Below are 26,712 nucleotides of genomic sequence, written 5' to 3'. Positions count from 1 at the left end.
CATGGAGATGTAGAACTCATCTCCCGCGACACCCTGCACGAACGCGATCTTGTACCCGCCGTCGGCGCCGCCGGACGCACCGCCCGAGGACGCACCGCCCGAGGACGCACCGCCCGAGCACCCCGCGAGGGTCAGCGTCGCCGCCATGCCGAAGACCGTCAGGGCGGTCGCCTTCTTGTTCCACTTCATTGTGATCACCGTTCTTTTCTGGAGTACTGCTGTCGGGTTGGTAAGGGGTGGAGAGGGAATGGATGCCGCCGCGGATCAGCCGCGTCGACCTCCGCTGAGGAACTTGCGCCAGAGGCCCTGCGAGGTGCCGCGGGTCGCGGCGGTGCGGCGCACCTGGTCGACGTAGACCGCCGCGATCAGCACCGCGCCGACGGCGACCTGCTGCCAGAAGGGCTGCACGCCGGTGATGACGAAGCCGTTCTGCAGCACCGCGGGGATGAACAGGCCCACGACGGTGCCCATGATCGTGCCGACCCCGCCGAAGAGCGAGGTGCCGCCGATCACGACAGCGGCGATGACGTTCAGGTTGGTCTGGGACTGGCCGGCGATGGCGGTCGTGGAGAACTGGGAGAGAGACAGGATGCCGCCGAGCCCGGCCAGGGCGCCGGAGATCGTGTAGATCTTGATCAGCTGCGCGTCGACCTTGACGCCGACGCGGCGGGCGGCGATCTCGCTCGAGCCCACGGCCAACGTGTAGAGGCCGAAGCGCGTGAAGTGCAGGACGACAGCGCCGATCAGCACCACGACGAGCGCGATGACGCTGATGATCGGAACGGATCCGAACACGTTGCCGTACCCGATCGAGACGGTGAGCACGGTGGGGACGTCGCGGATGTCGACGCCGCCGGTGAGGATCTGCGCGAGACCGAGGGCCATGCCCAGCGAGCCGAGGGTGACGATGAGCGGCGGGATCTTCGCCTTTGCGATGAGGAAGCCGTTGAACAACCCCCAGCACACGCCGCTCAGGACCGCGACGATGATGCCGACCGTGGCGACGCCCCACCCCTCGCCGCCCATCGCTCGCATGACGAGGGCCGACACGACCCCCGAGAAGACGAGGACGGACCCGACCGACAGGTCGATGCCGGCGGTGATGATGACGTAGGTCATGCCGACGGCGAGCACCGCGAGGATCGAGGCGTTCTGGATGATGAGGCGGAAGTTCGACCACTGGGCGAACGAGTCGGGCGCGATGATGCTGAAGACGATGATGATCGCCAGCAGAACCAGGAGGATCTGGAACGCCTGCGTGCGCAGGACCGCGGCGACCGGGTTGGTCTTCTTGTTGTCGTCGAACGTGCCGATCGCGACGGTCTCGGTCGGGGGAGTCTTGAGNACTTCTGGTCGTCCTTCGTGACGGCGCCGGTCATGAGTCCGACGAGCTCTTCCATGGAGGTGTCCTTGGCGGTGATGTTGGCGACGCGGGTTCCGAGGCGCAGGACCTGGATGCGGTCGCTGACGTCGATGACGTGCGGCATCGAGTGCGAGATGAAGACCACGGCGATGCCCTTGTCACGCACGCGCCGGATGGTCTCGAGCACGTTCTTGGTCTGACGCACACCGAGGGCGGCGGTCGGCTCGTCCAGGAACACGACTCGCGAGGCCCAGTGCACGGCGCGGGCGATCGCGATGGCCTGACGCTGACCGCCCGACATCTCGCCGACGGGCGAGGTGAGCGAGCGGACGGTGGCGCCGAGTTCGTCGAATGCGTCGCGGGAGGCTGTCGCCATGTCCTTGGTCTTCATGAAGCCGAGCGCTCCCGCGAGGCCGGGGCGGCGGATCTCGCGGCCCAGGTACATGTTCTGCACCGGGTCGAGGTGGGGGGCGAGAGCGAGGTCCTGATAGACGGTCTCGATGCCGAGGCCGGAGGCGATCTGCGGGTTCGACATGTCGATGGGCTTGCCGTCGAAGAGGATCTCGCCCTCGTCGACCGCGAGGTTGCCCGACAGGGCTTTGACGAGCGTCGACTTGCCGGCGCCGTTGTCGCCGATCAGGGCGGTGACCTCACCCGGGTAGACCTCGAAGTCCACGTTGTTGAGGGCGCGGACGGATCCGAACTGGCGCGACAGGCCGCGCGCCTGCAGCACGGGCGTAGCCGTGGTGGTGCTCATGAGGAAGCTCCTTCGTGGGGACCGACGGGGGCATCGGAGACGGTGACGACGAGGTCGGCGCGGTCGCGCCCGCGCTCGACGACGAGGGCATTGCGCTCGTCGACCTCGCGGACCCAGGCGACGGCTTCGTCGTAGGGGTGGTCGTGGGAGAGGCGCCGCGCGACGAGACGCTCGCGGCGCGCGGGGGAGTCGATGTCGAGGAACCACACCTCGTCGAGGCGCGAGGCGACGGCATCCCACCCGAACTCGTCGTGCAGCAGGTAGTTGCCCTCGGTGATGACGAGTGGAACACGGGCGGGCACGAGCACCGCCGAGCCGATCGACTCCTCGAGGCCGCGGTCGAAGCGCGGGGCGTAGACCTCGTGCCCGGCGCGGATGCGATCGAGCAGGGCGATGTAGCCCTCGACGTCGAAGGTGTCGGGGGCGCCCTTGCGGTCGCGCCGGCCGAGGCGCACGAGCTCTTCGTTGGCGAGGTGGAAGCCGTCCATGCCGACGAGCACCGCGTCGTCGCCGAGGGCGGCGAGCAGGGCGTCGCTGACGGTCGACTTGCCCGCGCCGGGGGTGCCGGCCACGCCCAGGATGCGCCGCTCGCCCGACGCCGCGAGCTGCCGAGCACGGGCGACGAGGTCGTCGAGGTGCACGGTCGCGGCGGCGGTCGTCGCGTCATTCTCCGAGTTGTGGGTCACAGCGGTGTGGTCCTTCCGGGCGACGCACCACGGCGGAGTGCTGCGTCGATGAAGCGGGTCCGGCGGGGGTGTCCACCGGTCGAACTCCGGTTACGGTAAGCCCACCGTGACACCGGTGTCAACACCCGTGATCAATTCGTCATGACACCGAAGTCATCCGCGTGATTCTGTGGTTATCATGGGCCGCGACGACACTGCCGTCGTCCTCGACTCCCGGACCCGCGAAAGAGCCCACCCATGACCGAATTCACCGACCGCACCATCCTCGTCACCGGAGCCGGTGGCGGCATCGGAGGCGCGACCGTGCGCCACCTCGTGGCCGCCGGCGCGACGGTCCTCGCCGCGGGTCGCGACGCCGACAGCGTCGCCGCGATCAGCGCCGAGACCGGCGCCGAGCCCGTGGTGTTCGACCTCGAATCCGAAGACGAGATCCGCGCGGCCATCGAGGGCCGCGACATCTACGGCGTCGTCAACTGCGGCGGCTGGGGCGGCGAGATCGCGACCCCGATGGACACCGACATCGACGTCTTCGACAAGGTCATGCGCATCAACGCGCGCGGCTCGCTGCTGGTCACCAAGTACGCCTCGCGCGAGATGATCCGCGTCGGCAAGGGCGGCGCGATCGTGAACGTCTCCAGCCAGGCGAGCCTCGTCGCCCTCACCGGTCACATCTCGTACGGATCGTCGAAGGCTGCCCTCGACAACATCACGCGGGTCTCGGCCCTCGAGCTCGGTGGCTACGGCATCCGCGTCAACAGCGTGAACCCCACGGTCGTCATGACCCCGATGTCGGCCTGGTACTGGGGTCGTCCCGACATCGAGGGTCCCTTCCTCGAGGCCATGCCGCTGCACAAGTGGGCCACCGAAGACGACATCGCGGCGCCGATCGTGTTCCTCCTCGGCGACGGCGCCGGCATGATCTCGGGCGTCTCGCTCCCCATCGACGGCGGCTACTCCAGCCGCTGATCCCGGATGCCGTGAGGCGGCGTCGCGGTGGGCGGCGCCGTCTCGTGGTGACGCGCGCGTTGGTACCGGTCCTTCGACAGGCTCAGGGACCTGGGTCGGGCTGATCAGCCCCCGAAAACGCGGTGCAGGAACGCGTTGCGGAAGACACCGCGCGGGTCCGCCTCGCGCGCGACCGCATCGTAGTCGTGGGCACGCGGCAGGGTCGCCAGGATCCGCTCACCGGGCACGGTGAACGCCTTGCCCCAGTGCGGTCGCGCATCGAACGGCGCGAGAGCGGCCTCGATGTGCGGCAGCGCTGAGAGCACTCCCTCGGTGTCGTTGCGCCAGGTGAAGTGGATGGCGAGCACGTCGCGCTCGTACGCGGGGCTCAGCCACAGCCGATCGGCGGCGACCGTGCGCAACTCGGTCACCAGCAGGTGCTCCGCGAAGGCCGGGGCGATCTCGCGCACGGCCGCAAGGGCATCGGCCGCCGAGGCCAGGGGCACGAAGTACTCCGACTGGATCTCGTCGCCGTCGCTGGGCAGCGCGTCGGCGCGAAAGTGCGGAAGGCGCGTGTGCCACGGCCCTGAGGTGCCCCGCGGCGTCGTGTTGTCGACGGTGCGGATGCGGCCGAGATGGATGTCGTCGCCGACGGCGATCCCGCCGAGTTCTTCGACCCACGACGGCGCGCCCGTGTCGCTCTTGGCCCAGACCAGGTCGTGCGCGGGGTCTCCCCAGGTCGTGAAGATGCTGACGCTGCGCGAGCCACCGAGTACCGCGATCGGATCCGCCACGATGTCGTCCCACGCGACTCCGGTGTACGCCTGCTGCGTGACGGAGTAGGTCGGTTCGGTGCGCAGCTCGACCGCGGTGACCACACCCAGGGCGCCGATGCTGAGGGCCGCCGCGCCGAACCACGGGTGGTCCTCGTCGATGCGGTGCGTGCGGCCGTCGGCATCCATCAGCTCGACGCCCGTCACGGCACTCGAGAGATTGCCGTTGCGCACGCCCGAGCCGTGCGTGCCGGTCGCCGTCGCACCCGCCACCGAGATGTGGGGGAGCGAACCGAGGTTGTGCAGCGCTCGGCCCTCGGCCTCGAGCACGGGCGCCAGCTGGGCGAAGGTCACGAGCCCTTCGACGCGCACCCTGCTGCCTGCGATGTCGATGCGCGTAGGCATCTTCTCGAGCGAGACGAGTGCGCCCTCGCTGTCGGCGACTTCGTTGAAGGTGTGGCGGGTCGCCTGCACGCGCAGATGATCCGCGGATGCCACGACCTCGGCCAGTTCGTCGGGCCCGGTGGGCAGCAGCACCTCGGTGGCGCGGTACCGGTGGTTGCCCGACCAGGTGGCTCCGGCGGAACGTGTCTCGATCATGGTTCTCCTCGCGTCGTCGCTCACCCATCCTGCCCCGGACCGCCGACATCGGGGTCGAGCGCGAGGTTTCGAGGAAAGTTTCGCGCTCAGCGCGCGGGGAAGAGCGCGGCCTCGAACACGGCCTCGGCCGCGCCGACGAGCAGGCGGTTCTCGCCGAGCTCGGCGGCGGCCAGGCGCAGCCCCTCCGCGCACGCGGGGATCGTCTGCGCGCGCACCGCGGCGTCGAGACCGGCCAGGTCGAGCTCGCCGAGGCTCGCGAGGAACCCGCCGAGCACGATCACCGCGGGATTCATCACGTTCGCGGCGTTGGCGAGGGCCGTGGCGAGAATGCGGCGTTGCCGATCGGTCTCCGCCCGCACCGTCGGGTCGGTGCTGCGGGTGAGCGCCGCCTCGAGGGCCGCGTCGTCGGCGGCGTCGATGCCGAGTGCGCGCAGCAGAAGCGATCGGCTGACCTCGTCTTCGAGCACGCCCTCGGGTGCGCGCCGATCGTCGGGGTCGGCGATGCCGGGTCTGTTCTGACCGAACTCCCCGGCGTAGCCGCCGGCCCCGCCCAGCGGTATCCCGCCGACGATGACCGCCCCGCCGATACCGCTCGCGCCGCCGTTGAGGTAGACGACGTCGTGCACGCCGCGCGCGGCTCCGAACAGGTGCTCGGCGACGGCTCCCAGCGCCGCGTCATTGGCGACATGGGTCGTGAGCCCCGTGGCATCCGTCATCAGACCGGCGAGGGCGGCGTCGGTCCAACCGAGGTGCGGAGCCTCGCGCACGAGACCGTCGGACGCGCGCACCGGACCGGGGACGGCGACGCCCACGCCGGTGAGGCGGGAGTCGGCGAGCGGCCCGCGGCGCCAGACATCGAGACGGATGCCGACGAGCTCCGCGGTGCGCTCGGGGGTGAGCAGCGCCGACTGCTCGAGGCGCTCGCGCGCGACGATCGACCCGTCGAGGGCGACCGCTGCGATGTCGAGGGCGTCGACCTCGGGGTTCACGGCGACGGCGACGACCCGCGGGTCGGGCTCGACGATGGGGGAGGGGCGGCCGACGCGCCCCTGTGCGTCCGACGCCCGCTCGACCACGAGTCCCGCGCGCTGCAGTTCTCCCACGAGGTCGGCGATGGTCGAGCGGTTCAGGCCCGTCGCCTCGGTCAGCGCGGCGCGCGAGCGCGGTCCTTCACGGTGCACGGTGCGCAGCACGAGGGCCAGATTGGCGCGGCGCATGCCGTCGCCCCGGCTTCCCGCGGTGACCATCCGACCACTGTGCCACGGGCGGGGCCGATTCCCACCCCGACCACAACAACGCGGTGCCAGGATCGGAACATGGACCTTTCCGGCATCCCCATCACGACCATCCGCGGCGAGCAGACGACCTTCGGCGAGCTGACCGACGGCAAGGCGGCCCTCGTGGTGAACGTCGCGTCGCGGTGCGGGCTCGCGCCGCAGTACGAGGCACTCGAGGCGCTGCACAAGAAGTACGCCGACCGCGGCTTCACGGTGATCGGCTTCCCCAGCAACCAGTTCCTGCAGGAGCTCAGCGACGAGGACAAGATCGCCGAGTACTGCTCCGCGACGTGGGGCGTGACCTTCCCGATGTCCGAGAAGGTCAAGATCAACGGGCGCAGCGCGCACCCCCTGTACAAGGAGCTCACGACGACTCCGGATGCCGAGGGCAAGACCGGCCGCATCTCGTGGAACTTCGAGAAGTTCGTCGTCGCCCCCGACGGCCGGGTGACCCGCTTCAGCCCCCGGACGCTGCCCGACGCCCCCGAGGTCGTCGCCGCGATCGAGGACGCGCTCCCGGCCTGATCCCTCCTGAGCCATGCGCGCGGGCGTCCCCCGCGTATCGGAGGCGTGCCCTAATCTGAGCGCATCCGACCCTGAGGAGTTGCCGTGGCCGACGCCGTCGTTCTCGTCTCCGGCGGCGCCGCCGTCACCCCGTTCACCGACACCGACCGGGGTGCCGGGTCGGGGCTCGCGGCGGGCAGCACCCTCACCGCCCTCCGCGAGCACTACCGTGCGGCCGGGCGGCAGGTCTTCACCGCTCCCGCCCGCATCGGCGCGGGGACGGTCGAGGCGGATGCCGGGTGGCAGGGCTTCGGCGAGGTCCCGGTCGTGCTGCCTGCCGAGCTGACGATCAACGCCGTCGGCGCGGTCGACGACGCCGGCGTCGCGCTCGCCGCCTTCCTGCGGTGGCTCGCCGCCGAGTACGCCGTTTCGAATGTCGATCTCGTCGCGCACTCCATGGGCGGCCTGTTCTCTCGCGCGGCGATCCGCGAGCTGGCCGGAGCGGGCCCGCGGGTGGATCGCCTCGTGACCCTCGGAACACCGTGGGACGGCGCGGTGCTCGGCGACGCCGTCGCGGGCGACATCACGGATGCCGACGCGCACGGCGACCCGGCCACCACGACGATCCTCGACCAGGCGCGGGCCTACGCCGCGGCGAACTCCCAGGGAGCGGCCGAGCAGGTGTCGCGGCGGTTCCTCCGCACCTGGAACGACGCGCAGGCGGGCGTGCTCGACGACGTCGTGGTCACGGCGATCGGGGCGGGATTCTTCGCAGCCTCCACCGAGCCGGTACAGCTCTGGCCGCACGACGGGCTCGTGTCGCTGCGCAGCGGTCGCGCCGACGACGTGCCGGCGGCGGTCGTTCCCCGCATCGATCGGCACTCGTTCCCCGACCACGTCCACAGCATCTTCTTCGCCGACGCGTTCGGCCTGCCGTGGGAGCGCGCTCTGACGTGGGACCCACGGGTCTTCGAGGTGGTCGACGCCGCCCGGGGAATCTGACGCGAACGCTGGACGTCGCGGCATCCGGGATATATGTTGTGAGCACCAACAAACCCGCTGCGCGCCACCGCGCGCTCGTGCGTCCATGCGAAGGAGCAGGAATGCCCACCCCCACCCGCGACGACAAGTTCTCGTTCGGTCTCTGGACCGTCGGCTACAACGGCACCGACCCCTTCGGCGGCCCCACGCGTGAGCCCCTCGACGTCGTGCACGTCGTCGAGAAGCTCGCCGAGCTCGGCGCCTACGGCCTGACCTTCCACGACGACGACCTCTTCGCGTTCGGCTCCACCGACGCCGAGCGTCAGAAGCAGATCGACCGCCTCAAGGGCGCGATGAGCGACACCGGCATCGTCACGCCGATGGTGACCACCAACCTCTTCTCGGCCCCCGTCTTCAAGGACGGCGGATTCACCTCGAACGACCGCCAGGTGCGTCGTTTCGCGCTGCGCAAGGTGCTGCGCAACCTCGACCTCGCCGCCGAGCTCGGCGCGAAGACCTTCGTCATGTGGGGCGGCCGCGAGGGCGCCGAGTACGACTCCGCGAAGGACATCCGCCAGGCGCTCGAGCGCTACCGCGAGGCCGTCAACCTGCTCGGCGACTACGTCACCGACAAGGGCTACGACATCCGTTTCGCCATCGAGCCCAAGCCCAACGAGCCCCGCGGCGACATCCTGCTGCCCACGCTCGGCCACGCGATCGCGTTCATCGACTCGCTCGAGCGCCCCGAACTCGTGGGCCTGAACCCCGAGGTCGGCCACGAGCAGATGGCGGGACTGAACTTCGCCGCCGGCATCGCCCAGGCGCTGTACCACGGCAAGCTCTTCCACATCGACCTCAACGGTCAGCGCGGCATCAAGTACGACCAGGACCTCGTGTTCGGCCACGGCGACCTGCACAACGCCTTCGCGCTCGTCGATCTGCTCGAGAACGGCGGCCCCGGCGGCGTGCCCGCCTACGACGGACCGCGTCACTTCGACTACAAGCCCTCGCGCACCGAGGACGAGACCGGTGTCTGGGACTCCGTGTCGGCCAACATGAACACCTACCTGCTGCTCAAGGAGCGCGCCGCGGCCTTCCGCGCCGACCCCGAGGTGCAGGCAGCTCTCGAGGCCGCCAAGGTCGCCGAGCTCGCCCAGCCGACGCTGAACGAGGGCGAGACCTACGACGACTTCCTCGCCGACCGCTCGGCCTACGAGGACTTCGACACCGACGCGTACCTCGGCGGCAAGGGCTTCGGCTTCGTCCGCCTGCAGCAGCTCGCGACCGAGCACCTGCTCGGCGCGCGCTGAGTCGGATGGGGTCCGGATGCCACGGCATCCGGGCCCTCTTTCCGTCGAGTGTCCAGGACGTGCCGCATCGCGCTCGTGCGAGACGGCGTGTCGTGGACACTGAACGGGATGCCGCACTGTTGCGGCGAGGACAAGAGGAGTGAGCATGGCGCTCGTCATGGGAGTCGACTCGTCGACGCAGTCGTGCAAGGTCGTCGTCGTCGACGCCGAGACCGGGAAGGTCGTGCGAGGGGGGCGAGCGTCGCACCCCGCCGGTACGTCGGTCGCCCCCGAGGCCTGGTGGAAGGCGCTGCAGGATGCCATTGCCCAGGCCGGCGGTCTCGACGATGTCGCCGCGGTGTCGATCGCGGGTCAGCAGCACGGCATGGTCGTGCTCGACGCCGAGGGTGCCGTCATCCGCGACGCTCTGCTGTGGAACGACACCCGGTCGGCGCAGGCCGCGCGCGACCTCATCGACGAGGTGGGCGCCGAGGCGTTCGCCGAGCGCACGGGAGCCGTGCCGGTCGCCTCGTTCACGGGCACCAAGCTCCGCTGGTTGCGAGACGCCGAGCCCGACAACGCCGCGCGCGTCGCCGCCGTGGCCCTGCCGCACGACTGGCTGACCTGGCGTCTGCGCGGGTTCGGCCCGGGCAACGCCGTTCTCGAGGAGCTCGTCACCGACCGGTCCGACGCCTCGGGCACCGCCTACTGGGGCGCCGACGGCTACGACCTCGACCTGTTCCGCCGTGCCCTGGGACGCGACGCCGTGCTGCCGCGCGTGCTCGGCCCATGGGAGAGCGCGGGGGCTCTGCCCGGGGGCGCGCTCGTCGGCCCCGGCGCGGGAGACAATGCCGGCGCAGCGCTCGGCCTCGGCGCGGGCGTGGGCGACGTGGTCGTCTCGCTCGGCACCTCGGGCACCGTGTTCGCCGTCACCGACGCCCCGGCCCGCGACGCGACGGGCGCGGTGGCCGGCTTCGCCGACGCCACGGGGCGCTTCCTGCCGCTCGTGGCCACCCTCAACGCCGCCCGGGTGCTCGACGCCTTCGCGGGACTCCTCGGCGTCTCCCACGACGAGCTCGGCGCTCTGGCTCTCGAGGCCGAGCCCGGTGCCGGCGGCGTGGTGCTCGTGCCGTGGTTCGAAGGTGAGCGCACGCCCAACCTGCCGCACGCGCAGGCCTCGCTGACCGGCCTGACCCTGGCATCCACGAACCGCCCGAATTTCGCGCGCGCGGCCATCGAGGGCATGCTGAGCGGTCTCGCCGTCGGGCTCGAGGCGATCCAGGCGCAGGGTGTCGAGGTGCACCGCGTGCTGCTCATCGGCGGCGCAGCGGCGAACGAGGGAGTGGCCCGCATCGCCGCGCAGGTGTTCGACGCCGAGATCGTCGTCCCCGCCGCGGGGGAGTACGTCGCGCTCGGTGCGGCCCGCCAGGCGGCGGGGGTGCTCGCGGGCGGGCCCGTCGACTGGACGGTCGCGATGACCCGCACGGTCGAACCCGACCACCGACCCGAGATCCGCGAGCGCTACGACGTGATCGCCGCACTCCGCGCCTCGGAACAGTAGATTTCTCGCCCGCGAGCGGGCCAGAGTAGGACCGGGTCCGTCGACGTCTTGTAAGGGGGGCGTCGGCGGACTCTCGTCTGCGGGAGCGCTCCCGCGCGGTCAACGGTCTGGCGCTCGACCCTGCTGCGGCTTAGCGTGCGCGCATGACTCGCATCCACTTGCACGCGCCCACCTTCTCGCGCGACATCGAGATCGACGCGGTCGACGATCTCATCGAGGCCGAGGGGCTGACCTGGCTGCGCGAGGGGGACGTCGACGGGGTGCCGAGATACGTCCCGGCCGCGGCCGGCTGTGGGGGCTCCGACCGCCGCGTGGCTCCGAGGTCGAGGTCTGTGCCGACGCAGGGGGATCGAGCGATCTCGCCGCTCAGCGTGGCATCCTCACCTCCGGGTGCGCCGGCTGCACGCGAGCGTAGGACGGCTGCCGCGCGGCCCGCACCCAGGCGTAGGGGTGAGAGCCGGGCAACGGATGCCGGACCGCATCGAACCGCAACCCGGTGTCGTCCTGATCATCGTCGAGACGCAGGTCGACGACGGCGAAAGGATGCCACGCCCCGAGCGCCGTGGCATGCCCCAGGGTGAGCGACCACGTGCGTTCGTCCGCGGCTCTGAGCTCTCGCGGGTCGGTCGCCGCCGGACGTCCCCTCCGTGTCCGCGCGCCCACCAGGACGGGCCCGCGCGTTCCGCGGTAGGGGAAGAGCGTGCCGAAGCGCGCGCGCTCGACGCGGCGATGCGCGCGCAGAGCGAACCGCGCCGGAACCGTCCACCCGGTCGAGGCGAGTTCGATGTCGGCGGGCTCCCCGTCCGCCTCGACGCGAAGCGCGAGCCCCACGATGTCGGGCAGCGGCGCGGGCAGGCCGATCGACCGGGACACACGAGCGACCACCGGCACCGGCCCATCGGGGGTGCGATCGATCCACGCGATGCCCGAGGGCTCGGCATCCGGAATCCATCGCACGTGCCCGCTCAACACCGCCCCGCGCGGATGGATCGGGCGGGGGTGGCGCAGTCGCCGTCCGACCGCGAACGCTGCGCTCAGAACCGCGCCGAACGCTCGCGCCACGGGAGTCGACGAGAGACGGGGGATGCCGGTGCCCGGGGTCATCGCGCCATCGCACCCCACCCGGGCGCGGTCGGCCGAGGGGGTTGCGCGCCACTACTGTGAGGGACCATGAGCGGCGAGGTCGGGGGCAAGCGCATCGGCGTGCGCGAGGTGGCCGCCGCCGCGGGGGTCTCGACGCAGACCGTCTCGCGCGTGCTCAACGGCTACGCGGGCATCCGCGACAGCACGCGCGAGCGCGTGCTCGCCGCGGTCGCCGACCTCGACTACCGCGTCAACAACGCCGCGCGAGCGCTGGGCACGAGCTTGACGCGCACGGTGGGGGTCGTGGCATCCGATGCGGTGCTCCACGGGCCCTCGGCCGGCATCGCCGCTCTGGAGCGGGCGGCCCGGACGCGCGGGCGGTGGATCTCGACGGCGTACACCGACTCCGACGACCCCGCCGACATCGACGCCGCGGTGCGGCACCTGCTCGATCAGGGCGTCGACGGGATCGTGCTGGTCGCGGCGCACGGGGCCACTCCGCTCGAGGGATACGACGTGCCCATCGTGCCGCTGTACGGCGAGTCCGGGGCCCGCCAGCGCGACGCGGCCGCCCTCGTCGTGACCCATCTCGCCGAGCTCGGGCACCGCCGGGTGGTCGAGGTCGCCGGCCCCTCCGACTGGCGCGAAGCCCTCGCCCGAACGGCGGGGGTGGCGGACGCCGTGGCGCGCCTCGACCTCGCCCTCGTCGGTCGAGCGGAGGGGGATTGGAGCGCGGCGTCCGGCTTCGCCCTCGCCGGGGCTGTCGCCGACCTCGTGCGAGACGGGGCCACGGCCGTCGCTGTCGCGAACGACCAGATGGCCCTCGGGCTCATCGCGGGGCTCACCGCCCGAGGGCTCGTGGTGCCCGCCGATGTGTCGATCGCGGGATTCGACGACAATCCGGATGCCGCGTTCTACACCCCCGCGCTCACGACCGTCCGCCTCGACGTCGAGGGCGAGGCCGCGCACGCGGTCGCCGCCGTGCTCGGCGACGCCTCGGCGTCTCCGGCCGCACCGGTGCTGGTCGTGCGCGACTCGACGGCCCCGCCGCGCTGAGGGTCTCCCCGTCGAGGTGACCGTCTGTCGTCGAGATGACCGGCCTTTCGCCCCCGTCGTGGGTCATCTCGGCGATTGCGCGTGATCTCGGCGCGGGTCAGCCCGGCCACCGGCATCCGCCCCTCGCGAAGACGCGATGTTACCGGTAACATCGAACCGGCCCCACCCGAACCCGTCGAAGGAGACACGCGTGTCCGATGCCGCCACGTTCGCGCCCGAGGTGCAGGAGGCGATCGACGCCGTCCGCGCCGACGTCGCGAAACTGCACGCCGAGCTCGTGCGCTACAACCTCATCGTCTGGACCGGCGGCAACGTCTCGGGTCGCGTGCCCGGCGCCGACCTGTTCGTCATCAAGCCCTCCGGCGTCTCGTACGACGACCTGGCTCCCGAGAACATGATCCTCTGCGACCTCGACGGCAACGCGATCCCCGGCACGCCCGGCTCCGAGCGCAGCCCCTCGAGCGACACGGCGGCGCACGCCTACGTGTACCGGAACATGCCCGAGGTCGGCGGCGTCGTCCACACCCACTCGACCTACGGGGTGGCGTGGGCGGCCCGCGGCGAGGAGATCCCCTGCGTCATCACCGCCATGGCCGACGAGTTCGGCGGTCCCATCCCGGTGGGGCCCTTCGCGATCATCGGCGATGACTCGATCGGCCGCGGCATCGTCGAGACCCTGCGCGGCCACCGCTCGCGAGGCGTGATCATGCAGAACCACGGTCCCTTCACGATCGGCACGAACGCGAAGGACGCCGTCAAGGCCGCCGTCATGCTCGAAGACGTCGCCCGCACCGTGCACATCGCGCGTGAGGCGGGCCCGCTCATCCCGATCCCGCAGGACAAGATCGACGCCCTCTACAACCGCTACCAGAATGTCTACGGACAGAGCACGGACGACCGCCGATGACCGCCCACACCACCGCACTGCTCGAAGAGGGCCGCGCCAGCCTCGGCATCGAGCTCGGCTCCACCCGCATCAAGGCGTGCCTGATCGGCCCCGACGCCGAGGTGCTCGCCACCGGCTCCCACGAGTGGGAGAACGTCTACGCCGACAAGCTCTGGACGTATTCGCTGGATGCCGTGTGGTCGGGCCTCCAGGCCGCCTACGCCGAGCTCGTCGCCGACGTGCGGAAGCAGTACGGCGTCACCCCCGAGCGCTACGCCGCGATGGGTGTGTCGGCCATGATGCACGGCTACCTCGCGTTCGACGCCGACGGCGAGCTGCTCGCGCCCTTCCGCACGTGGCGTAACACCAACACCGGTGTCGCGGCGACCGAGCTCACCGAGCTGCTGGGCGTGAACATCCCGCTCCGCTGGTCGATCGCGCACCTGCACCAGGCCGTCGTCGACGCCGAGCCGCACGTGCCCGAGATCCGCTTCCTCACCACCCTCGCCGGGTACGTGCACTGGAAGCTCACCGGTGAGAAGGTGCTCGGCGTGGGCGATGCCTCGGGCATGTTCCCCATCGATTCCTCCACCCGCGACTACGACGCCGAGCTCGTCGCGCGGTACGACCAGCTCGCGGCGGGTCGCGTGCCCGCGCTGAACGACCTGCTGCCGCGCGTGCTCGTGGCGGGCACCGCCGCCGGCGCGCTGACCGATGCCGGTGCGACGCTGCTCGACCCGAGCGGAACCCTGCGCCCCGGCATCCCGTTCGCTCCTCCCGAGGGCGACGCGGGCACCGGCATGGTCGCGACCTGCGCCGTGGCTCCCCGCACCGGAAACGTCAGCGCCGGCACGAGCATCTTCGCGATGGTCGTGCTCGAACGCCCGCTCACCGAGGTGCACCACGAGCTCGACCTGGTCACGACGCCCGTGGGAGATGCGGTCGCGATGGTGCACTGCAACAACGGCGCGAGCGAGCTGGCCGCGTGGGCGAACATGTTCACCGCGTTCGCCGCCGCCGCCGGCACCCCGGTGACCCCGGATGCCACCTACGCGGCGCTCTTCGAGGCGGCGCTGAACGGCGAGGCCGACGCCGGCGGGCTGCTCGCCTACAACCACCTCGCGGGCGAGCCCATCGCGGGTCTCGACGAGGGCCGACCGCTGGTCGTGCGCACCCCCGACAGCCGTCTGACGCTGCCGAACTTCATGCGCGCGCAGCTGTACGGCGTGTTCGGCACCCTCGCGCTCGGCATGGACGTGCTCCACGGCGAGGGCGTGCAGCTCGACAAGATGTACGCGCACGGCGGCATGTTCCGCACGGCGGGCGTCGCCCAGCGCTTCCTCGCCGCCGCCCTCGACGCACCCGTCGCGGTCGCCGAGACGGCGTCGGAGGGTGGGGCGTGGGGCATGGCCGTACTGGCCGCCTACGTCGCCGATGACTCCGGCCGCGACCTCGACCAGTGGCTGCGCGAAACGGTGTTCGCCACCGCCCCGATCGTCACCGCCGATCCCGAGCCCGCCGACGTGGCCGGCTTCTCGTCCTACCTCGACCGTTACCGCGCAGGCCTCGCCGTCGAGGCCGCCGCCGTGGTATCCCTCTGAAAACGACAGGAACAAACATGACGCGCACGAAGCTCAAGAACGACCTCGACGGCTACGAGGTCTGGTTCGTCACCGGCAGCCAGAACCTTTACGGCGAAGAGACGCTCAAGCAGGTCGCCGAGCAGTCGCAGGCGGTCGTCGAGGGCCTCGCCGGCCTGCCGGTGAAGGTCGTCTGGAAGCCCGTGCTGAAGGACTCCGACAGCATCCGCCGCATGGCGCTCGAGATCAACGGCCGCGACGACGTCATCGGCGTCATCGCCTGGATGCACACCTTCAGCCCCGCGAAGATGTGGATCGCCGGCCTCGACGCCCTGCAGAAGCCGCTGCTGCACCTGCACACGCAGGCCAACGTGGAGCTGCCGTGGAACGACATCGACTTCGACTTCATGAACCTCAACCAGGCCGCCCACGGCGACCGCGAGTTCGGGTACATCCAGACGCGCCTCGGCGTCTCGCGCAAGACGGTCGTCGGCCACGTGTCGAACCCGGCCGTACGCCAGCAGATCGAGGACTGGGAGCGCGCCGCCGCCGGCTGGACCGCCGCCCGCACCCTCAAGCTCGCGCGCTTCGGCGACAACATGCGCTACGTCGCCGTCACCGAGGGCGACAAGACCGAGGCCGAGCTGCGCTTCGGCGTGCAGGTCAACACGTGGGGCGTCAACGAGCTCGTCGAGGCTGTGGAGAAGGCATCGGATGCCGACATCGACGCCCTCGTGCATGAGTACGTCGACAGCTACGACGTCGTCGACGAACTGCTCCCCGGTGGCGCGCGTCACCAGTCGCTGCGCGACGGTGCGGCGATCGAGTTGGGCCTGCGTTCGTTCCTCGAGGAGGGCGGCTTCGGTGCCTTCACCACCTCGTTCGAAGACCTCGGCGCGCTGAAGCAGTTGCCCGGTCTCGCGGTGCAGCGCCTCATGGCCGAGGGCTACGGCTTCGGCGCCGAGGGCGACTGGAAGACGGCGATCCTCGTGCGCGTCGCGAACGTCATGGGTGCGGGCCTCCCCGGTGGGGCCTCGCTCATGGAGGACTACACCTACGACCTCGTCCCCGGCAACGAGCGCATCCTCGGGGCGCACATGCTCGAGGTCTCGCCCTCGCTGACCACGAAGAAGCCCCGCCTCGAGATCCACGAGCTCGGCATCGGCGGCAAGGACGACCCGGTGCGCCTGGTCTTCACCGCCGACCCGGGTCCGGCGCTCGTCGTCGCGATGAGTGACATGCGCGACCGCTTCCGGCTCGTCGCCAACGTCGTCGAGAACGTCGACGCCCCCGACCTGCCGAAGCTCCCCGTCGGCCGCGCCGTCTGGAAGCCGGCGCCGGACTTCGCGACCTCCGCCGGCTGCTGGCTCGCCGCCGGCGCCGCCCACCACACCGTCATGACGACGGCCGTGGGCATCGAGGTGTTCCGCGACTTCGCCGAGATCGCCAAGACCGAGCTCGTCGTCATCGACGACGACACCACGGTCCGCGGTTTCCAGAGTGAATTGCGCTGGAACCAGGCGTACTACCGCTTGGCCCAGGGCCTGTAAGACCCGTCACCCCGGGTGCCGCACTGCCCCGGGGTGACGCGGCGCGTGCGCCTCCCGTTCGCTCGGGACGCGCCCCGCTCGCCGAGGTGCCCCTTACCGCCTCGGCGAGCGGACCGTGCCCCGGATCCGTGGTGGCGGTGGGCCGCCCCGGATCCGGGGCACTTTTTGGTGTGGCCGGCTCAGTCTGCATTTGTCGGGACATGGATGCCGCGGCATCCGGTGCTAAGGGGCGTGTCCCCATTTCGGTGGGGGGGGGTGTCCCAGGCTGTGCGGCTGGCGGGGTGTCCTGCCAGCGATTTTCGGGACATGGACGCCGTGGCATCCGGTGCTGAGGGGCGTACCCCCATTTCGGTGGGGGGGGTGTCCCAGGTTGTGCGGCTGGCGGGGTGTCCAGCCAGCGTTTTTCGGGACATGGACGCCGTGGCATCCGGGGCACGGAGGAACCTGTGGTCGGCGCCGGGCCGGAACCCGGCCGAGGAATACCGTTCGACCTTGCACGGTTTCCGTTCGTTCACCTCGACCGATGGGAACCCCGTTTTGACTGACTCCGCACATGCCCTCGTGGTCGGCGCCACCGGTATCGCCGGCGGCGCGCTGATCGACCGACTCTCCGGCGAGGGATGGGCGGTGACCGGCCTTTCCCGTCGGCCCGGTGCGGAGCGTCCGGGTGTCGGATGGCGGTCGGCCGACCTGCGCTCGCCCGAGTCGCTGCGCGAAGCGCTGGGCGACCTGCCCGTCACCCACGTCTTCTTCACCGCATGGTCGCGGCAGGACACGGAGGCCGAGAACATCGCCGTCAACGGCGGTATGGTCCGTGGCCTGCTCGCGGCGCTCTCTGACGCTCCGGTGCGTCATGTCGCCCTGATGACCGGGCTCAAGCACTACCTCGGGCCGTTCGAGGCGTACGGCCAGGGCGAGATGCCCGACACCCCGTTCCACGAGGACGAGCCGCGACTCGACGTCGACAACTTCTACTACGCGCAGGAGGACGAGCTGTTCGCCGCCGCCCGCCGTCAGGGCTTCACGTGGTCGGTCCACCGTTCGCACACGGTTCTCGGCCATGCCGTCGGCAACGCGATGAACATGGGGCTCACGATCGCCGTCGCCGCCGCGATCAGCCGGCACACGGGCCGGCCGCTCGTCTTCCCCGGCAGCGAGACCCAGTGGAACGGCCTCACGGATGTGACCGACGCCGACCTGCTCGCGAGCCAGATGGTCTGGGCGGCGACGCACCCCGAGGGCGCTGACGAGGCGTTCAACACCGCGAACGGCGACGTCTTCCGGTGGCGCTGGATGTGGCCGCGCATCGCGGCAGACCTCGGCGTCGAGGCGGAGGGCTTCGACACGGCCCCGCGCCCGTTCGAACAGCAGATGGCCGATGCGGCGCCGGTGTGGGCCGAGATCGTCGAGCAGCACGGACTCGTCGAACCCGACATCACGCGCGTCGCCTCGTGGTGGCACACCGATGCCGATCTCGGGCGCGACATCGAGGTGATGACCGATATGTCGAAGAGCCGCCTCTCGGGGTTCACCGAGCACCACCGCACGCGCGACTCGTTCACGAAGCTCTTCGAGCGGTACCGCGCGGCGCGGCTCATCCCCTGAGGAGGAGCGACCGGGCGACCCGTCCGCCGGCGGTGACACGGGCTCGCGCCCTACGGTTCCGGATGCGACGGCATCCGGAACCGTAGGGCCCTCACTTCGCAACGAAAGATGCCAATGCCGCCCGGTAGGTCCTCGATTCTTCGCGGATCTCGGCCGTGACCAATAGGGCGTTCGGCCCCAGCGTCCGCACGTACGGACCGCGGCAGGCGAGGACGACGATGCGCTCGAGTCCACGTCGCCAGGCGGGGACCAGAGCCTCGAGATCGCGGCGCTCCGGATGCTCGTCGAGCGGTCTCGGAGCGGCCGATCGGGCAGCTTCGAACGAGCGTTCCTGCCACTCGCGGTACGAGGGGTCCTCGAACACGTCCTCGCCGAACTCGCTGCGCCACGACGGGCCCACGACTTGCGAGAGCAGAGTCTCCCGCTGCTCGGTGGGGAGGTCCCGGTCCATGAGCCGCTCCATCGCGCCATGATCGGTCGGTCGCCCCGCGTGTTGGATGACGCGCATCCATAGCGAGGGCCAGACGGCCGCCCATCGGGAGCGTTCCGCCTCGGTCAGCTCACGGGCCGCCGGTGCGGGAGTGTCCGTCAGCAGCGGCGGGACATCTCCCTCGACGTCGAGGCCGTACGCCTCTCGCACCCAGAGCATCTCGTCGGCCGCGTGCGGGCGGTCTTCGATGGAGATCACCATGTCGTGAGGCCACGGGTTACCGGGATCGGGGTGTGTCGACCACATCTCCTCATGGTGACAAGGGACCCGGCGGCGCTCAACCCTCCGGACCCCACGCGAAGGTGCCGTTTAGCGGTTTGGGGCGCATCTTTCCGTTCGGGGCCTAAATTTCCCGCCCCGAACGGACGAACGCGCCCCGAACCGGCCTACAGCCGCTGCCCCAGCGCCCACAGACGGTCGGCGCGACCCGAGATCGCCTCCGACAGGGCGAACGCCTGCGAATCGGTGAGGGATGCCACGTAGTCCACGATTCCGCGGGATCGCGCGAGCTTCTCGGCCTCGGCGTCCGAGGGGCGACGCTCGACGGGAAGGGACGCGTACTGCTCGCGGGCCAGGGCGATGAGCTCGCGCAGCCGCCGAGGGGTGCGGGCGCGGTCGAGGTCGTCGTCGAGCCACTCGCCGAGCGCGCGCACCGACCGGGCCAGGATGCGGCTCATGCCGCGCTGCTGGATGGCGAGGTCGGGGCGGCTGAGCACGAACCTCTTGTGCACGAACTTCAACACCTCGACGTGGTGCCACGCCCAGGGCGACAGCACGACGGGCCCCGCGCGCGGGGTGTCGAGGGGACGGAGGTCCGCCGACTCTTGGAACCGGCGGATCCAGCGATCGGTGAAGGCGGCGAGGCGACGCTCCGCCGTCAGCGACCCGTCGAACGGGCGCGCCAGCAGGTCGGTCACCATCTCGGCATCCACGTCGCTGACGGCGGCGAGGAAGGCCTCGTCGTCGGCGATCCAGGGGTCGTCGCGGCGCATCTTGCGGCGCAGGCGCTCGAGGCCGGCGCCGGGCATGAGCTCGGCACGGACCTCGGCGTCATCGCGATCGCGCCACACGAGGACGTCGTCCAGCCACCCGCGGAACTCGGCGGCGATGGGGGCGTGGTCGAGGATCCCCGCGCGGTAGAAATCGTCCACGTCGTGCACCGAGTAGGCGATGTCGTCGGCGAGGTCCATCACCGCGCCTTCGACGCTCTGGCGGAGGGGCTCGGCATCCACTCCCTGCCGGGCTTCGACGAGATCGGCGAGGTCGAGGTCGTAGGCCGAGTACTTGTGAACGCGGTACGCGCCGTCGGGGGAGCGACGGATGCCGCGGGGCGGGCCGATCCGTTCGACGTCGGCGGCGTCGACCGACGGTGCCCACGGGTACTTCGCCGAGGCCGCGCGGACGGCCGCGGTGAGATTGAGCCCGCGCGGGGCGTTCTCGACCACGTCGAGGGCGGTGAGGATGCGATAGGTCTGGGCGTTGCCCTCGAAGCCGTCGGGGAGGCCGAGTTCTTCTCGCGCGAGACGGTCGAGGGTGGACTCGCCGAGGTGGCCGAAGGGCGGGTGGCCGAGGTCGTGCGCGTAGGCGGCCGCCTCGACGACGGTGGCGTTGCAGACGTCGCCCTCACCGGCCCGCCGGGAGCGGGTGTTCAGCTGCAGGGCGACGACGCGGGCGATCGCGCTGACCTTGAGCGTGTGGGTGAGGCGGTTGTGCACGGGGGCCCCGCCGATCGAGGGCGACACGACCTGCGTCACGGCGGACAGGCGCGAGAAGTACGGCGAGAACTGGATGCGCTCCAGATCGATCGACCATGGGTCGGTTCGGGCGTCGTCGCCGTCGGGGTAGACGCGCGAGGCGAGGTTGCCGACGGCGCGGTCGTGGCGCGAGCCGGCGTCGGGCCCACCGGACGCAGGGTGCGCGAGCGCAGCGGCTTCGGGGGGCGTGGTCTCGTCGTGCAGCGTCATCCGGTCCTCTCGCGGCGTCGATGGCGTGGGTCAACGCTAACGCGGCGCCGGGTCGTCGGCAGTGCCGGAGACGACCGCGATCGCCGGTGTTACATTCGACTCGCCCGCACTGTCGCACTCGAAGATCTCCTCGACGCCGGAACCATCGTGGCCATCGGTTCCGACTGGCCCATCGGGCCCTTCGACCCGCGGGAGATCATCGCGATCGCTGAGATGCGACGGCGGGTGGGCGCGGTCGAGATGGGCACGGTGGGGCCGTCGCAGCGGCTGACACGGGCAGAGGCCCTCACGGCGTACACGCTCTCTGCGGCGCAGACTGCCGGGGTGGACGAGGGGGCGATCGCCCCCGGGCGCAGCGCAAGCTTCACCGTGTTCCAGGGCGACCTTTTCGGCCCGCCCCCGACGACCTGCCTGCCGTGGCCGTACGGGGCACGATCATCGAGGACGTGGTCGGTTTCGCCGCCGCCGTCGACGTCCTGAGCGGTCCCGCCGGCTGAGGTCCCCGCCCCGCCCGGGGCCGGCCCAGAGTCCAGAACACCCGGAGGGCCCGAGAATCCGTCCGGGTGTTCTGGACGTTCGAGCGGTGGTTCTCCGCTGCGCCGAGAGTCAATCTCGCCGCACCTCGACGTCGACCACGCGCTGTGCGCCGGCCGTGACACGAGCATGATCGAGCGCATCTCGGAGCTTCATCGGCTCGCGCACTCCCCGCTTATACGCCTCCGTGCCGACCGCCGCAATCATCCGGGCCGCCGTGTACTCGAGAAGGCGCCCGGCTTAACGTTGCGAGTGTGACGCTGAACCATATTCGACGAGGGACGGGCAGCCCGCTGCTGCTGGTGCACGGCTTGGGCGCGGGCTGGCGATCCTGGGCCCCGATCCTCGACGACCTGGCCCGGCACCGTGAGGTCATCGCCGTCGATCTGCCGGGGTTCGGTCAGACACCGCCGCTGTCCGGTGACGTTTCCATCGCCACGTTGACCGACTCCGTCGCGGACTTCATCCGCGAGCAGGGGCTGGATGGGGTCTCCACCGTCGGGCAGTCGATGGGCGGCCGAATCGTGCTCGAGCTCGCGCGGAGGGGAGTCGGCGCAGACACCGTGGCGTTGGACCCCGGCGGCTTCTGGAGTCCCCGTGAGCGTGCCGTCTTCGCCGCCACGCTGCGGCCGTCGATCGCGCTGGTCCGAGCATTGCGCGGCACGCTGCCGGCCCTGCTCGGCAACCCCGTCGGGCGGACGCTGCTCCTGGCGCAGCTGTCAACGCGACCCTGGGCTCTTTCGCGGGAAACCGTGCTGGCGGACGTGCGCGGACTGGCCGATTCCCCCTCGGTCGGAGACGCCATGGACGCCCTCACGAAAGGCCCGCTGCAACAGGGCGCCCCCGCAGGCACGGCACCCGGCCGGGTCACCATCGGGTGGGGTCGGCGCGACCTCGTGACGGTGCCGAAACAGGCCGATCGCGCCACGCGACTGTTCCCCGACGCCTCGCTCCACTGGTTCGAACGGTGCGGCCATTTCCCGCAATGGGACGCCCCCCGCGAAGCGACGCAACTCATCCTCGACCGCACCAGCTGATACAGAGGACTGCGCGACCGTCACCGGCAGCCGGGTTTCCGGGTTCGGCGCGAAACGTCGTGCTCGGTTTCGCGCCGAACCCGGCCTCACCCCCTCCGCACGTCCACCTCGACGATCCGCGCGTCATCGATGCCCACCTCGTACGCCGGCCCGGTGATCCGCAGCGTCACCGACTCGTCGACCGCCGCGCACGACGGCCCGAGCCGTAGCTCCACCTCGCCCGCCTCGACCACACGTCGCAGCGCACGATCGCTGTAGGCAAGACGCGATGCGGGCACGGTGAAGCGCACGTCGGCGCTCTCGCCGGGATCGAGTTCCACCCGCGCGTACGCCACGAGCTGCGCGACGGGGCGCGTGACGGTCGCAACAGCACGATGCGCGTAGATCTGCACGACGTCGGCGCCGCACACGGCTCCGGTGTTCGTTACGCGAGCCGAGACGGTGAACGCATCGCCGGCGCGCGCCTCGGCGGAGATTCCGGATGCCGGCACACCGGAGTCGCGGCGCGCGTGGGTCGCCGTGACTCCGTCCACCCGTAGCTCCCCCCTCTCGAACGTCGTGTACGACAACCCGAATCCGAACGGGCGCACGGGGGTGGGGTCGGTGCTCGTGACGCCTGACGGCCCGCCCAGCAGGGGGTGGAGGTAGGAGTAGGGCTGCGCACCGGCGGAGCGGGGGAGCGAGACGGGCAGACGCCCCGAGGGGGTGGCGTCTCCGGCGAGCAGCGCGGCCAGCGCGGGCCCGCCCTCCTCGCCGGGGAAGAACGCCTGCAGCACCGCTGCCGGTCCCGCGGCGACGTCGAGCGCCCAGCCCAGGGCATAGGGTCGACCGGTCAGCAGCACGAGCACGACGGGCGTGCCGGTCGCGACGACGGCCTCGACGAGCTGTCGCTGCACGCCCGGCAGTTCCAGCGAGTCGGCGTCGTTGCCCTCGCCGACCGTTCCGCGTCCGAAGAGCCCGGACCGGTCGCCGACGACAACGATCGCGACCTCGGCGTCGCGGGCGGCGGACACCGCGGCATCCAGACCCGAGAGCTCCGTCCCCTCGACCTCGCATCCGCGGGTGTAGGAGACCTCGCCGAACAGCTCGACGAGTGCCTCGCGGACCGTCGGGATCTCGAAGCCCATCGGGGTTCCGGGGTGGTGCGCGAGCACGTGGTTGGCGAACGAATAGCAGCCCATCAGGGCCTCGGCGCTGTCGCCGTTCGGCCCGATCACGGCGATCCGCGTTCCGGCGGCGAGGGGGAGGACGCCGTCGTTGCGCAGCAGCACCGCGCTCTCGAGAGCCAGTCGTCGCGCGAGCGTGCGGTGCTCGACGTCGTCGAGATCGATGCTCCGCGGGGGCGTGGAGAAGTCGGCATCCAGCAGCCCGAGGTCTTCCTTCTCGGCGAGCACGCGCGCGACCGCGCGGTCGACCACGGACTCGGGAAGGGCGCCGGATGCCACCCGCTCGGCCAGATACGGGTAGGCGTCGGGCCCCGGAAGCTCGACGTCGATCCCGGCCTCGAGGGCGAGCTGTGCGGCCTCGCCGCGGTCGGCGGCGATCCCGTGCATCGAGCGGAGGAACTCCACGGCGAAGTAGTCCGACACGACCGTGCCGTCGAACCCCCACCGGCGGCGGAGGAGGTCGGTCAGCAGCTCGGGGCTCGATGCGACGGGCACCCCGTCGATCTCGGTGTAGGAGTTCATGACGCTGCGCACGTCGCCGTCGCGCACGGCCATCTCGAACGGGGGGAGGAAGACGTCCTGCAGTTCGCGCTGCCCGGCCGACACGGGGGCGTGATTGCGCCCGGCGCGCGAGGCGGAGTATCCGACGAAGTGCTTCAGTGTCGCGTGCACGCCCGCCTCCTGGAGCCCGCGGACGTACGCCGTGCCGATCGTGCCCACGACGTACGGGTCTTCGGCGATGCACTCGTCGACGCGTCCCCACCGGGCGTCGCGCACCACGTCGAGCACCGGAGCGAGCCCCTGATGCACACCGACCTCGCGCATCGAGCGACCGATCGCGGATGCCATGAGCTCGACGGCATCCGGATCGAAAGACGCCCCCCAGGCCAGGGGTGTGGGGAAGGTCGCCGCCTTCCACGCCGCGAATCCGGTGAGGCATTCTTCGTGCACGAGCGCGGGGATGCCGAGGCGCGTCTCGGTCTGCAGGCGACGCTGTTCGCCCCACAGCCACTGGGCGCGCTCGACCGGGTCGACCGGTCGCGTGCCGTAGACACGGGTCAGGTGGCCGAGGCCGTGCACCGTGGCATCGGCGTAGGCGGTGGTGGTGACCTTCTCGCCCGAGAGGGGGGCGACGACCTCGTCGCCCTGGTCGATCCAGTACCCGACGAGCTGCGCGAGCTTCTCGTCGAGGGTCATCTCGGCCACGAGCGCTCGCACGCGGGGGGACGTTCCGGATACCCGGGCAGCACCGACGTCGGTGTTCTGGATGGTCATGGTGGGGTCAGCCCTTCACGGCGCCGGTGAGGCCGCCGACGATCCGACGCTCGAAGACACTGAAGAACAGCAGAGCGGGGATCATCGACAGCGAAGTGAATGCCAGGACCCGCGCGGTGTCGACGGAGTACTGCGAGGCGAAGGCCTGTGTGCCGAGAGGCAGCGTGAAGGCGGCCTCGTTGTTGAGGATGAACAGCGGCAGCATGTACGAGTTCCAGCTGTTGACGAAGGCCAGGATGCCGACGGTCACGACCGCGGGAACGGCGAGGGGCAGCACCATGCGCCAGAAGAAGCCGAGCCGCCCGAGCCCGTCAATCGAGGCGGCCTCCTGTAGCTCGCTCGGGATCGCCGCGAGGAACGGCGACAGGATGATGATCGTCAGCGGCAGGGCGAACGCGATCTGCGGAACGATGACGCCCGCGAGCGAGTTCATCAGGCCGAGGTTGCGAACGAGGATGTACAGCGGCGTGATGGCCACGGTCATCGGGAACATCAGGCCCGCGGTGAACAGCGCGAACACCGCGCCGCGACCGCGGAAACGGTAGCGCGCCAGGGCGTAGGCCGCCATCAGACCCAACGCGACGACGAAGACCGTCGTGGCGATCGCCGCGATGGCGGAGTTGCCGACCTGGCCCCAGAAGATGGGGCTGCCGAGCACGTCGGCGTAGTTCTGCCAGTTCCAGGTGGTCGGGAAGCCCGCCGGGTCGACGGTGATCTCGGCGTTCGAGCGGAAGCCGCCGAGGATGATGTAGACCACGGGGGCCAGCATCATGCCGATCAGCAGCAGGGCGACGAAGCCGACGAGCACCGAGGTGGAGCGCTTCGCCCCGGCGGGGGAGCGCAGCGACGAGCGCGGGGCCTTGGGGGCCACGAGCGTGGCGGTAGCGGTCATTTGGTGCCTCCGGTGAGGGCGCCGGCGGTGTCGCGCCGCAGCACGAAGCGCTGGTAGACGAGGGCGACGGCGAGCGAGATGAGGAACATGACCACGGCCACGGCGCTGCCGTAGCCGAAGCTGCCCGCGTTGCGGCCGTTGGCGACCATGTAGGTGGCCATGGTCGAGGTGCCGGCGGTCGACGCGACGTACTGGCCCCAGATGATCCAGACGAGGTCGAACAGTTGCAGCGAGCCGATGATCGACAGGAACGCCCAGATGCGGATCGTCGGACCCATCAGCGGCAGCACGATGTGGCGCTGGATCTGCCAGTACGAGGCGCCGTCGATGGCCGCGGCCTCGCTGAGCTCTTCGGGAATGCCCTGGAGCCCGGCGAGGAACAGGATCACCGCGAAGCCGATGTATTTCCACGTGATGATGATCAGCAGCGTCCAGATGGCGAGCGCTGGGTCGGAGATCCAGTCGGCGCGGAGGGCGCCGAGCCCGATCTTCTCGAGAGCCCCGTTCAGCGCTCCGCCCGACTGCAGCATGAGGCCCCAGCCGAGACCGACCACGACCTCCGAGATGACGTAGGGCACGAAGATCAGCACGCGGATGAGCGACTGCGCCCGCATCTTGCGGTTCAGCAGCAGCGCGAGTCCGAGGGCGAGGGGCCCCTGCAGGACGAGAGAGCCGCCCACGATGAACGCGTTGTGGCCGAGGGCCTCGTGGAACGCGGGGTCGGTGAGGATCGTGACGTAGTTGCGGATGCCGACGAAGTCGACCGGAGTGCCGAAGCCAGACCACTTGTAGAAGCCGTAGTACGCGGCCAGGGCGACGGGGAGGATGACGAACGACACGAAGACCACCAGGGCGGGC

General features: G+C 70.8%; 23 protein-coding genes and 1 pseudogene. 12 read left to right on the top strand and 12 right to left on the bottom strand.

Translation table 11 applies throughout. The features are described 5' to 3' along the window. The 4 genes and pseudogenes from ASE56_RS17105 to ASE56_RS00905 all read right to left on the bottom strand — a co-directional run. Positions 1–198 (bottom strand): annotated as a pseudogene (locus ASE56_RS17105) (hypothetical protein); the annotation flags it as partial. Between the two features lie 66 nt (positions 199–264). After that, on the bottom strand, positions 265–1,158 hold the full coding sequence (locus ASE56_RS17850; RefSeq protein ID WP_369110688.1) for an ABC transporter permease: 894 nt from the start codon (positions 1,156–1,158) through the stop codon (positions 265–267). Positions 1,159–1,345: 187 nt separating this feature from the next. Beyond that, positions 1,346–2,120: ATP-binding cassette domain-containing protein (locus tag ASE56_RS00910; RefSeq protein ID WP_156371559.1), on the bottom strand; the 775-nt coding region annotated here is incomplete at its 3' end. After that, positions 2,117–2,806, bottom strand: coding sequence for a nucleoside/nucleotide kinase family protein (locus ASE56_RS00905; RefSeq protein ID WP_082450264.1), 690 nt, complete (start codon positions 2,804–2,806; stop codon positions 2,117–2,119). The genes ASE56_RS00910 and ASE56_RS00905, both read right to left, overlap by 4 nt. A gap of 237 nt (positions 2,807–3,043) precedes the next feature. Between ASE56_RS00905 and ASE56_RS00900 the strand changes: the two genes are divergently transcribed. After that, positions 3,044–3,772: an SDR family oxidoreductase gene (locus tag ASE56_RS00900; protein ID WP_056224137.1), complete on the top strand. Its 729-nt coding sequence runs from the start codon at positions 3,044–3,046 to the stop codon at positions 3,770–3,772. 104 nt (positions 3,773–3,876) lie between these two features. Here ASE56_RS00900 and ASE56_RS00895 read toward each other — a convergent pair whose 3' ends face one another. Next, positions 3,877–5,124 (bottom strand): D-arabinono-1,4-lactone oxidase, encoded by a 1,248-nt coding sequence (locus ASE56_RS00895; protein ID WP_056224135.1) that lies wholly within the window; start codon positions 5,122–5,124, stop codon positions 3,877–3,879. 86 nt (positions 5,125–5,210) lie between these two features. Beyond that, the gene (locus ASE56_RS00890) at positions 5,211–6,371 is read right to left on the bottom strand and encodes an ROK family protein (RefSeq protein WP_056224132.1); all 1,161 of its coding nucleotides are present in this window, start codon (positions 6,369–6,371) and stop codon (positions 5,211–5,213) included. 69 nt (positions 6,372–6,440) lie between these two features. On the opposite strand from ASE56_RS00890, the gene ASE56_RS00885 reads away from it, so the two are divergent. From ASE56_RS00885 to xylB, 4 genes are all read left to right on the top strand, one after another. Beyond that, on the top strand, positions 6,441–6,926 hold the full coding sequence (locus tag ASE56_RS00885; protein WP_056224130.1) for a glutathione peroxidase: 486 nt from the start codon (positions 6,441–6,443) through the stop codon (positions 6,924–6,926). 84 nt (positions 6,927–7,010) lie between these two features. After that, positions 7,011–7,907 carry an alpha/beta hydrolase gene (locus tag ASE56_RS00880; protein ID WP_056224128.1) on the top strand — a complete coding sequence of 299 codons (897 nt, stop codon included), beginning with the start codon at positions 7,011–7,013 and terminating at the stop codon, positions 7,905–7,907. Positions 7,908–8,008: 101 nt separating this feature from the next. Next, positions 8,009–9,196, top strand: a complete 1,188-nt coding sequence (gene xylA / locus ASE56_RS00875; protein WP_056224126.1) for a xylose isomerase — start codon at positions 8,009–8,011, stop codon at positions 9,194–9,196. A gap of 145 nt (positions 9,197–9,341) precedes the next feature. Next, a complete protein-coding gene (gene xylB, locus ASE56_RS00870; RefSeq protein ID WP_056224124.1) occupies positions 9,342–10,736 on the top strand; it encodes a xylulokinase in 1,395 nt (464 codons plus the stop codon). Between the two features lie 366 nt (positions 10,737–11,102). Here the strand turns inward: xylB and ASE56_RS00865 are convergent, their stop codons facing one another. Next, positions 11,103–11,840, bottom strand: coding sequence for a hypothetical protein (locus ASE56_RS00865; RefSeq protein ID WP_056224121.1), 738 nt, complete (start codon positions 11,838–11,840; stop codon positions 11,103–11,105). Between the two features lie 66 nt (positions 11,841–11,906). On the opposite strand from ASE56_RS00865, the gene ASE56_RS00860 reads away from it, so the two are divergent. From ASE56_RS00860 to ASE56_RS00840, 5 genes are all read left to right on the top strand, one after another. After that, positions 11,907–12,875 carry a LacI family DNA-binding transcriptional regulator gene (locus ASE56_RS00860; RefSeq protein WP_056224120.1) on the top strand — a complete coding sequence of 323 codons (969 nt, stop codon included), beginning with the start codon at positions 11,907–11,909 and terminating at the stop codon, positions 12,873–12,875. Positions 12,876–13,065: 190 nt separating this feature from the next. After that, a complete protein-coding gene (locus ASE56_RS00855) occupies positions 13,066–13,782 on the top strand; it encodes an L-ribulose-5-phosphate 4-epimerase (protein WP_056224118.1) in 717 nt (238 codons plus the stop codon). Beyond that, entirely contained in the window at positions 13,779–15,362 is a 1,584-nt protein-coding gene (locus ASE56_RS00850) for a xylulokinase (protein WP_056224117.1), read from the top strand. Before ASE56_RS00855 ends, ASE56_RS00850 begins: the two co-directional genes overlap by 4 nt. Before the next feature lie 17 nt (positions 15,363–15,379). Then, on the top strand, positions 15,380–16,891 hold the full coding sequence (araA, locus tag ASE56_RS00845) for an L-arabinose isomerase (protein WP_056224115.1): 1,512 nt from the start codon (positions 15,380–15,382) through the stop codon (positions 16,889–16,891). Positions 16,892–17,428: 537 nt separating this feature from the next. Further along, complete coding sequence (locus ASE56_RS00840; protein ID WP_056224236.1) at positions 17,429–18,496, top strand: SDR family oxidoreductase; 1,068 nt, start codon at positions 17,429–17,431, stop codon at positions 18,494–18,496. Positions 18,497–18,587: 91 nt separating this feature from the next. On the opposite strand, the gene ASE56_RS00835 is transcribed toward ASE56_RS00840, so the two are convergent. Together ASE56_RS00835 and ASE56_RS00830 are read right to left on the bottom strand one after the other, a co-directional pair. Next, positions 18,588–19,187 (bottom strand): hypothetical protein, encoded by a 600-nt coding sequence (locus ASE56_RS00835; RefSeq protein ID WP_056224113.1) that lies wholly within the window; start codon positions 19,185–19,187, stop codon positions 18,588–18,590. Positions 19,188–19,372: 185 nt separating this feature from the next. Then, the gene (locus tag ASE56_RS00830) at positions 19,373–20,950 is read right to left on the bottom strand and encodes a deoxyguanosinetriphosphate triphosphohydrolase family protein (RefSeq protein WP_056224111.1); all 1,578 of its coding nucleotides are present in this window, start codon (positions 20,948–20,950) and stop codon (positions 19,373–19,375) included. On the opposite strand from ASE56_RS00830, the gene ASE56_RS16360 reads away from it, so the two are divergent. Both ASE56_RS16360 and ASE56_RS00820 read left to right on the top strand, forming a co-directional pair. Continuing rightward, a complete protein-coding gene (locus ASE56_RS16360) occupies positions 20,864–21,430 on the top strand; it encodes an amidohydrolase family protein (RefSeq protein ID WP_156371551.1) in 567 nt (188 codons plus the stop codon). The two genes, ASE56_RS00830 and ASE56_RS16360, sit on opposite strands and share 87 nt — an antisense overlap. Positions 21,431–21,738: 308 nt before the next feature. After that, the gene (locus ASE56_RS00820; protein WP_056224106.1) at positions 21,739–22,521 is read left to right on the top strand and encodes an alpha/beta fold hydrolase; all 783 of its coding nucleotides are present in this window, start codon (positions 21,739–21,741) and stop codon (positions 22,519–22,521) included. An 86-nt stretch (positions 22,522–22,607) separates the two neighbouring features. Here ASE56_RS00820 and ASE56_RS00815 read toward each other — a convergent pair whose 3' ends face one another. The 3 genes from ASE56_RS00815 to ASE56_RS00805 form a co-directional block, all read right to left on the bottom strand. After that, positions 22,608–24,962, bottom strand: coding sequence for a glycoside hydrolase family 3 N-terminal domain-containing protein (locus ASE56_RS00815; protein ID WP_056224105.1), 2,355 nt, complete (start codon positions 24,960–24,962; stop codon positions 22,608–22,610). 7 nt (positions 24,963–24,969) lie between these two features. Then, complete coding sequence (locus ASE56_RS00810; RefSeq protein ID WP_056224103.1) at positions 24,970–25,854, bottom strand: carbohydrate ABC transporter permease; 885 nt, start codon at positions 25,852–25,854, stop codon at positions 24,970–24,972. Next, on the bottom strand, positions 25,851–26,712 hold an 862-nt coding region (locus ASE56_RS00805), incomplete at its 5' end, for a carbohydrate ABC transporter permease (RefSeq protein WP_056224101.1). The genes ASE56_RS00810 and ASE56_RS00805, both read right to left, overlap by 4 nt.

It is taken from the genome of Microbacterium sp. Leaf203, assembly GCF_001421275.1.
Lineage (GTDB): Bacteria > Actinomycetota > Actinomycetes > Actinomycetales > Microbacteriaceae > Microbacterium > Microbacterium testaceum_A.
This window is presented reverse-complemented; position numbering and strand designations above follow the sequence as displayed.